This is a genomic window from Streptomyces sp. WELS2 (genome assembly GCF_013870595.1).
GTDB lineage: Bacteria > Actinomycetota > Actinomycetes > Streptomycetales > Streptomycetaceae > Streptomyces.
In genome coordinates, this window is sequence record NZ_JACBWZ010000272.1 from 1 (window position 1) to 7,435 (window position 7,435).

Here is a 7,435-nt window from a genome sequence, read left to right on the forward strand (position 1 = left end):
AAGCAGGTCTCCCGGCAGCTCGCACGCGTTGTACAGCCGTCCCCCGCCGCCGAACAGCGCCTCGCTCAGCACCAGCTCGACGCAGGCCAAGGACACCCGGTCCATGAACGGCACCCAGCCGTGCCGCGCCTGGACGAACACTGGGGGATCGTCTTGGACAAGGTCGGTAAGGCGCACACCCCAGAAGGCGCAGCCCTGGTTCTCGCTGCGGAATACGAGGACCCCGCCGCACTCCTCATGCACGAACATCTCGTGAGGCGGCAGCAGGGGGTCCTGGTTGGCGACCAGGTCGGTCCGGGCTCCGGCGAGCGTATAGAACTCGTGCAGCGCAGCCGGCAGCGAGCAGCCGAGAACCGCCTCCGCCTGCGCCAGTTCCGCCCCGGGCGTGCCGTCGTCCTCGGTCAGCGGATCGCCCCAAGCACCAGCAAAACTGCGGATGAACGCCCAGGCCCGCTCCCGATCGGAAATCCCGCCGGCCAGGGCCTCGGCCACGTCGAAGCTGCCACTCATGCCACGCAAGGTATCGGAAGCCTGAGCCGCAACACCAAGAAGCCATCGGCCACCCATGGGAGAGCGACGCTCCAGGAACGGTCGGCAGCCCACCGGAGCGGCCGGCATGGATCCGACGATCGCCATCCCTCGACGACCACTTTCCAGATCGTGTTACGAACAGGGGGTCGAGCCGGCGACGCAGATCTCGGACGATCAGAAGATCAGCCGGCTCCCCAACTTCCGCCGCCGGGCCTCCGACGTGAGCACGAACAAGGAGCTCGTGGGGTTCCGGGACACCACGAAGATCGTCTCGGACTTCACCTACAAGCACGTACCCGGCAACCAGTACAGCATCGGCCACACCGGCAACTTCCTGCTCGGCGGCCCGACGGAGCACAACTACGCAGAACTGTTCGCGGCGGTGCGGACTCACACCGACCTGGACGACGAGGAGTTGGCCGCCCGGTTCGTCCGCGCCCTGTCCGACCCGGGCGACGCCTTCGTGGGGGTGACGCCCGAGAGCCGGAAGTACTGCGCGAAGGCCGTGGCCGTCATCCAGGGCGCCGAGTTCCGCCGGGCCGCGGCCGACCCGACCGTCGCCATCGCGGCCTTCAACCAGGTGATCACGTCGGGGCTCACCTTGGAGGAGGCGTTTTCGCAGCACGCGATCTTCGCCCCGGCCGGTGGATCGGCAGAGTCCCAGTTCCACCGCAAGGAGGTGCCCGACACGCCGGAGCTGCGCGAGCGTGCGCTGAAGGAGTACGACTCGCTCGCCCGGCTGGTGAGCGACAACGGCTTCGCCACAGACACCGAGGAGCACTTCCTCGAGGGCTGCCAGTACGTGGCGCAGGCCAACACGGACGCGTTCAAGGAGACGTTCAGCTACAGCATGGAAGGCTGAGACTCACGCACCATCCGTACGACCACCGGCGCCGCCGATCCGAGCCTTCTCGCCTACGGCAGACACACGCCGGGGCGCTTGGACGGCGGGTGCCGCCGGATGGCGTTCGCCGCGTCGGCGAGCGCGAGGCGACCGCCCGTCAGCTCGAACCCGCGGCCCAGCTGTAACGGCGGCCCCCGCCACTGGGAGGTGCGACGGCCGGCGCTCGAGAACGCGGACACCTCTTCCCAGCCCTCCTCGGGCCCGGGTGAAGCAGGTACGCGGCGAGCGGGGTGAGGCAGGCTTCCAGGACGGCGTCGAACAGCTGTGGCGGCACGGTCGGGACCGACGCTGCGCCCTTGGCGCGGCTGTACCAGTCGGGATCCCCGTCCCGGATGACCTGCTCCGCCTCATGCTGGGGGAGGCGGGGCAAGAGCGCGATGGCCGCATCGACCTGGCCGGGGTGTCGTGCCAGCGCGGAGATCAGCCCGGCCCCGGCCCGGCGGTGCCGCAGGATGCGGGCACGCCGGCGGCGGTCACGGTGCCGTCGGCTGCCAGGGCGGCCAGCGTCTTGTCGTCGGCGTGCACCAGGAGCCGGCTGCGCAGCCGCTTGGCAGGGGTCCGGGCCAGCAGCGCGGGCAGCGCGGCCTCGAGGGCTTCCTCCCGCCACCGATCGGCCTGGCGTCGAAACCGTTAACCTTGACACAAGGTACACGCATCGGATTTCCCGATTCCTCCCGGCAGTGAAGCAAAAGGTCCGGGCGCGCCAGGTCTTGGGCAAGGCCGGGGCGGGTCAGGCGTTGTCCGGCCAGGTCAGGCGTCGGGCGTAGTGGACCCATACGGCGATGACCATGACGACGGCCGTCATGCCGCCCAAGGTCATGACCGTCGAGGGCGAGCTGGCGTCGACGACGATTCCGCCGGTCAGAGCACCGAGGGAGATCGTGGCCTGGAACGACGCGGTGAACACGACTGAGGCGGCCTCGGGGGTGTCGGGACTCGCCTTGGTGAACCACGTCTGGGAGGAGACGGGTACCGCCCCGTACGCCACGCCCCAGACGATCAGGAGGGCGACCGCTCCGGCTTTCCATTGACCCAGGACGGGCAGGAGCAGGGTGGCGGCGGCGATCATGCCGGCGGCGGTGCCGAAGGTGGCCCGCGGGTGGCGTGCGACCAGGGAGCCGCCCAGGAAGTTGCCGAGAATGCCCGCCACGCCGTAGATGAGCAGGAAGACGGTGATGAGCCCGGAGCCCGCGTCGGTGACCTGCTCGAGGAACGGGGTGACGTAGGTGTACGTACCGAAGTGCGCCAGCACCACCAGAACGGTCAGCAGGAGGGCGAAGCGCGTGGATACGCGGTGGAGCATGCCCCGCAGGACGCCCAGGCGGATGGTCTGCTGCGGTGGCAGGGGCGGTGTGACGATCAGCAGCATGATCAGGACGCCGACGGTGAGGCCGCCCATGGCGATGAACGCGGTACGCCATCCGGCCAGGTCGCCGATGAATGTGCCGGCCGGTACGCCGAGTACGGAACCCAGGGGCACCGCGGAGAAGATCACCGCGGTGGCTCGGCCGACGGATGCGGCGGGGACTAGGCGTTCGGCCAGTGAGGCGCCGATGGGCCAGAAGCCGCCGATGACGATGCCGACGATGACGCGGGAGACCAGGACCAGCCAGTAGTCGGGGGCTGCCGCTGCCAGGAGGTTCGCCGCGGCGAGCAGGACCATGAAGGCGCACAGCATCAGGCGGCGGTCGATCCGCGCGGTCGCGACGGTGACGACGGGTGCGGCGATCGCCGCGAGGAAGCCGGGCATGGTCATCATCAGTCCGGCCATGCCGTCGGAGATGGTGAAGCTCGCACCGATCTTGGTCAGAAGCCCGATGGGGAGGATTTCCGTGGTGACGATGGAAAAGATGCCCAGCATCACCGCGACGACGGCCAGCCATCCGATCACCGGGGAGTGGTGTGGTGAATTGGCCCCGCCAGGAGCGCGCGTGGTGGCGGTGGTGGATGCAGCCATGACTTCCGTCCTGTGATGAGTGTGCTGTTGCCTGATCAGTGCAGCAGGAGCGGCGGGGCGAGGGCTGGCAGTTCTGCGACATGAGCGCCGTCGCGAAGGGTGGCGTCGCGAATCCGCTCATCGGCGTCCCCGCGGTCGTCGCAGGTAACCGGTTCAGTAAGGGGGGTTCTACGGCGGGAATCCGGCGCCGCTCAGTTCATGCGCGACTTGGGCCAGTTCCCTCTGCGACGCACGCGCATCGCCGTCCATATGTGCGCTGTGGACGTACTCGCGTGCGACTTCGGCGCCGTGACGTTTCCCTCTGCCTACAGGCGCGCTGTGGCCTTCTGGTCACATGAGCGATCACGAGCAGCAGCAACCGTCCCCGCGCCGCGGCAAGGCCCTGGAGGCCCTCGCGCGGGCGGAGCGGAAGGTGTTCACCCGGGGCGGGCATGGAACTGCGGCATCTGCGCTATTTCGTCGTGGTCGCCGAAGAGCTGCATTTCGGCCGCGCGGCGCAGCGGCTGCACGTTGCCCAGCCCGGGCTCAGCCGGCAGATCAGGGCACTCGAACGGGTGTTGGCCGTCGAGCTGTTCACGCACAACCGGCGCGGTGTGACGCCGGCCGACGCCGGAACGGCGCTGCTGCCCGCCGCGAAGGACATCCTCGCCCGCGCCCGCCGCCATGGAACCGGCCCGCCATCACGGCACCGGGGAGGCCGGACGCCTGACCCTCAGTCTCACCCGGTCCGCGCCGCGCGGCGTCGTCACCGAACTCGTGGACTCGTTCCGCGCCGCCAACCCGGCCGTGAGGGTATGGGTGACCAGCGGGTTCACCGCACGTGACGAACAGCGACTGCGGGAGCGCTCGATCGACGCGGCGTTCCTGCGGATGCTGAACGACCCGCGCGATGACCTGGCCGGCCGCACGGTCGGCGACGAGGCCATCGTGGCGGCCGTCCCCAGTACCGACCAGCTGGCCCGCAAGCGCCGCCTGAGCCGCGCCGACGTGACCGGCCGCCCGCTGGTGTGGTGGCCGCGCGAGCACGGCCCGCGCATGTGGGACCGGATGCTCGATCAGGTGTTCGGCGAAGGCGTTCGCCCGCCCGTCGCTCACTGGGAGCCCGAGGAGGAGCACATGCTGGCAACCCCAATCCGGCACTGCGCCGCTTCCTGGAACACACCTCCGGCCACTGACCTTGGCCGTGCTCCTCTTCCAGGTCCTGACCGAACGCGAGGAGAAGAACAGCGTTGCGAACGCCTCGAACGAGTCGTTCGGCGGCTGGACGAAGACGTTCACGGATCCGCGGCTGTGCGCGGCCGTCGTCGACCGGCTCACGTCCAACGGCACCATCATCGAGACCGGCACCGACTCCTGCCGCCTCGCGAGCACACGAGCACGAGCCGAGGAGCCGGCGAAGGCTGGCTGACTCTTGCCGCTGCCTGCCTCGACGGCCAGCCGCCGCGACGGACGGCTGGCCGTCCCGTGTCGGCGTGCGAGTCAACGCGCACCCCCGAGTACAGCTGACGTGCACGACTTCACGCGGATTGACGCTGAGACGGGCGGAGACAGGTGTGACGCTTCAGCCGACCGCGGTCCGATCACCGGGCTCGGCGAGACCCATGAGAACGGCCCGGCCGGGCACCGTGATGTTCCATGCCCAGCGTCCTGGCGTGGAGTGCGTGCGGCATCTGCTTCTGCCTGCCGACGCAAAGGGGGCACCTGTCGCCAGGCGGCCCTTCACGGATCCGTCCGCAAGGTCAGACGTCGGGTGTGTCAGAGCCGTCTCGTGGTGAACAGGGTGGTCCCGTGCACCGCGTCCACTTCCTTCCGATCGGTCTCGGTGAACCCGACCTTGGCCAGCACTCTGCGAGAAGCGGTGTTCCAGTCCCAGACGGTGGCCCACAGACGTTCGTACCCAGACGATCGCGCCCATTCCAGAACCGCCAACGAGGCCTCGGTCGCGTATCCCTGACGCCAAACTCGGCGTAGCAGCTCGAATGCAAGTTCCGGTTCCCCTACCGCTCCTCGCCCGCTGTCGACGAGCCCGCAATAGCCGATGACGTCCCGAGACGCCTTCCGTTCGACCGCCAGCAACCCGGTCGACCCCACCTTGTTGGTGCGGATCGAATCCTCGAGTTCCGCGACCGTAGGGTGTCCGTCCGCGTCGATTCGGCGGTGCGGCGGCACTCGTGGATCACGTTCGGTCCACAGTTCACGCTGGACGGCAGCCTCGTCTACCCGCCAAGGTCTGAGCAGCAGCCGACTCGTCTCGAGTAGAACCTCGCTGCCCGGCGCGCCAACAGTCATGACAGCAACCATCCCACGGGCGAGCGAGCTGCCGTGCCACGGGGGCACGGCGCCGATCGTAGACGCTCGATATGCGGGACAACCGAGATCCATCCCTGGGTGTCAAACGCTGTCCCCAGACATCAACGAAGCCCAAGCACAGCCCCTCCAGCCCGGCCGCCGTCCACTCCAGCGCGACGAGGCATCGCGGTCACGGCGGGGGAAGCTCCGGACGCACCGGTCACGGGCGCGGCCCGATCAGCCGTTGCCCGGCACGTACTGAGATCGCCGTCGCCGGGCAGGAGTCCGCGGCGTCCAGCGCACGTTCGTCCTCGGGGATGTCCGCGGCGAGCGGCTCCGCCCGGCCCTCGTCGTCCAGCCGGTACAGCTCGGGTGCGATACCGGCGCACATGCCCGACCCCATGCACAGCGTGCGGTCCACCCCGGTCGTCCAGGACACCGCCCTCACCACCCCACCGGCATCTCGCGCGGACCACGGACCAGCATCTGGTCCTTCCACCGCACGTCGCCCGCGAGACGCAGACGGGGGAAGCGTTCGAGCAGGGCCCCCAGAGCCTCCTGGAGCTCCAGCCTGGCGAGCGGTGCGCCCAGACAGTGGTGCACCCCGTGCCCGAACCCGAGATGCTGGACGCCGGTCCGGGTGATGTCGAGCCGGCCGGGGTCCGTGAACTTCAGCGCGTCGCGGTTGGCGGCGCCGATGGCGACCAGGACGGGCTCACCGGCACGGACGAGGGTACCGCCGACCTCCACGTCCTCGGTGGCGTACCTGGGGAAGCTCGCGCCGCTGCCCAGGGGCACGAAGCGCATGAGTTCCTCGACCGCGCCGTGCAGCAGCTCGGGGCTCTTGCGGAGTATCGCCATCTGCTCGGGGTGGTCGAGCAGCGTGTGCACGAAGTTGGGGATCTGTGTGGCCGTCGTCTCGTGACCGGCGATGAGGATGCCGTCGCACAGATCGACCAGTTCCAGTTCGCTCAGCCTGTCACCGGTGTCACGCGCCTCGATCAGGCCCGTCATCAGGTCGGGCCGCGGGTTGCGCCGGTGGTCCGCCACCAGTCCGGTCATGTAGGCCCGCAGTTCCTGCCTGTTGCGTTCTGACTCCGCAGCCGTCAGGGAGCTGGTGGAGAGCGCCGCGTCGCTCCAGGCGCGAAATCTGGGGCGGTCCTCCTCCGGCACTCCCAGCATGCGGCAGATGACGGCGACCGGGATCGGCAGCGCGTAGTGCTCCACGAGGTCGGCGGGCTGCCCCATGGCCTCCATCTCGTCGAGCAGCCGGTGCGCCAGATCCCGGACCGCCGGACGCAGTTTCTCCACTTGGTGCACGGTGAACGCCTTCGCCACCAGCGTGCGCAGCCGCGTGTGCCCGGGCGGGTCCATGCTGAGGATGCCGCTGTCCTGGCTGCCCTCCGAATGACGTGGTGCGTCGTGCCGCAGCGCCTCCGCCCTGCTGAAGCGGCGGTCACCCAGAACCAGGCGCGCGTCGGCATACCGGGTGGCCAGCCAGGCGGGCTCCCCGTATGCCAGACGCACGCGTATCAGGCCCGGTTCCTCCAGCGCCGCCTGGTACGCGTCCGCCAGGCTCAGCCCGTCGGGCGCGTTGAACGGATAGGGGACGGGCTGCTCGGCCGTGACCGTCATGGCGTGACCTCCCGGTCGCTCGGTGGATGTCACTCGATGATCACGGCCGCTCACCGGCGTCGGCAACAGGGCTTTGTCAGCCACCGGACGGCCCCCCGTGGCAGCGCCACCGGACGTGG

The 7,435-nt window shown here is 69.5% G+C and carries 7 protein-coding genes and 2 pseudogenes; 4 read left to right on the forward strand and 5 right to left on the reverse strand.

The annotated features are described in order from the left end of the window. Positions 1–510, reverse strand: a 510-nt coding sequence (locus H5J33_RS17405) for an SMI1/KNR4 family protein (RefSeq protein WP_181795842.1), incomplete at its 3' end; no start/stop codon positions are given. A 106-nt stretch (positions 511–616) separates the two neighbouring features. Here H5J33_RS17405 and H5J33_RS17410 point away from each other — a divergent pair. Continuing rightward, complete coding sequence (locus H5J33_RS17410; RefSeq protein WP_181795843.1) at positions 617–1,393, forward strand: hypothetical protein; 777 nt, start codon at positions 617–619, stop codon at positions 1,391–1,393. Between the two features lie 772 nt (positions 1,394–2,165). Here the strand turns inward: H5J33_RS17410 and H5J33_RS17415 are convergent. Continuing rightward, positions 2,166–3,392, reverse strand: coding sequence for an MFS transporter (locus tag H5J33_RS17415; RefSeq protein ID WP_181795844.1), 1,227 nt, complete (start codon positions 3,390–3,392; stop codon positions 2,166–2,168). Positions 3,393–3,823: 431 nt separating this feature from the next. Between H5J33_RS17415 and H5J33_RS38690 the strand changes: the two genes are divergently transcribed. The 3 genes and pseudogenes from H5J33_RS38690 to H5J33_RS17430 form a co-directional block, all read left to right on the forward strand. Continuing rightward, a complete protein-coding gene (locus tag H5J33_RS38690; protein ID WP_399552849.1) occupies positions 3,824–4,216 on the forward strand; it encodes a LysR family transcriptional regulator in 393 nt (130 codons plus the stop codon). After that, positions 4,098–4,424 (forward strand): annotated as a pseudogene (locus H5J33_RS38695) (LysR substrate-binding domain-containing protein); the annotation flags it as partial. The gene H5J33_RS38690 and the pseudogene H5J33_RS38695, both read left to right, overlap by 119 nt. 148 nt (positions 4,425–4,572) lie before the next feature. Next, positions 4,573–4,800 (forward strand): annotated as a pseudogene (locus H5J33_RS17430) (ATP-binding protein); the annotation flags it as partial. A 347-nt stretch (positions 4,801–5,147) separates the two neighbouring features. Here the strand turns inward: H5J33_RS17430 and H5J33_RS17435 are convergent. From H5J33_RS17435 to H5J33_RS37545, 3 genes are all read right to left on the reverse strand, one after another. Continuing rightward, entirely contained in the window at positions 5,148–5,681 is a 534-nt protein-coding gene (locus H5J33_RS17435; protein ID WP_181795845.1) for a GNAT family N-acetyltransferase, read from the reverse strand. A 220-nt stretch (positions 5,682–5,901) separates the two neighbouring features. Further along, on the reverse strand, positions 5,902–6,129 hold the full coding sequence (locus tag H5J33_RS37540) for a ferredoxin (protein WP_181795847.1): 228 nt from the start codon (positions 6,127–6,129) through the stop codon (positions 5,902–5,904). Then, complete coding sequence (locus tag H5J33_RS37545; protein ID WP_181795846.1) at positions 6,126–7,316, reverse strand: cytochrome P450; 1,191 nt, start codon at positions 7,314–7,316, stop codon at positions 6,126–6,128. Before H5J33_RS37545 ends, H5J33_RS37540 begins: the two co-directional genes overlap by 4 nt. Positions 7,317–7,435 lie beyond the last annotated feature (119 nt).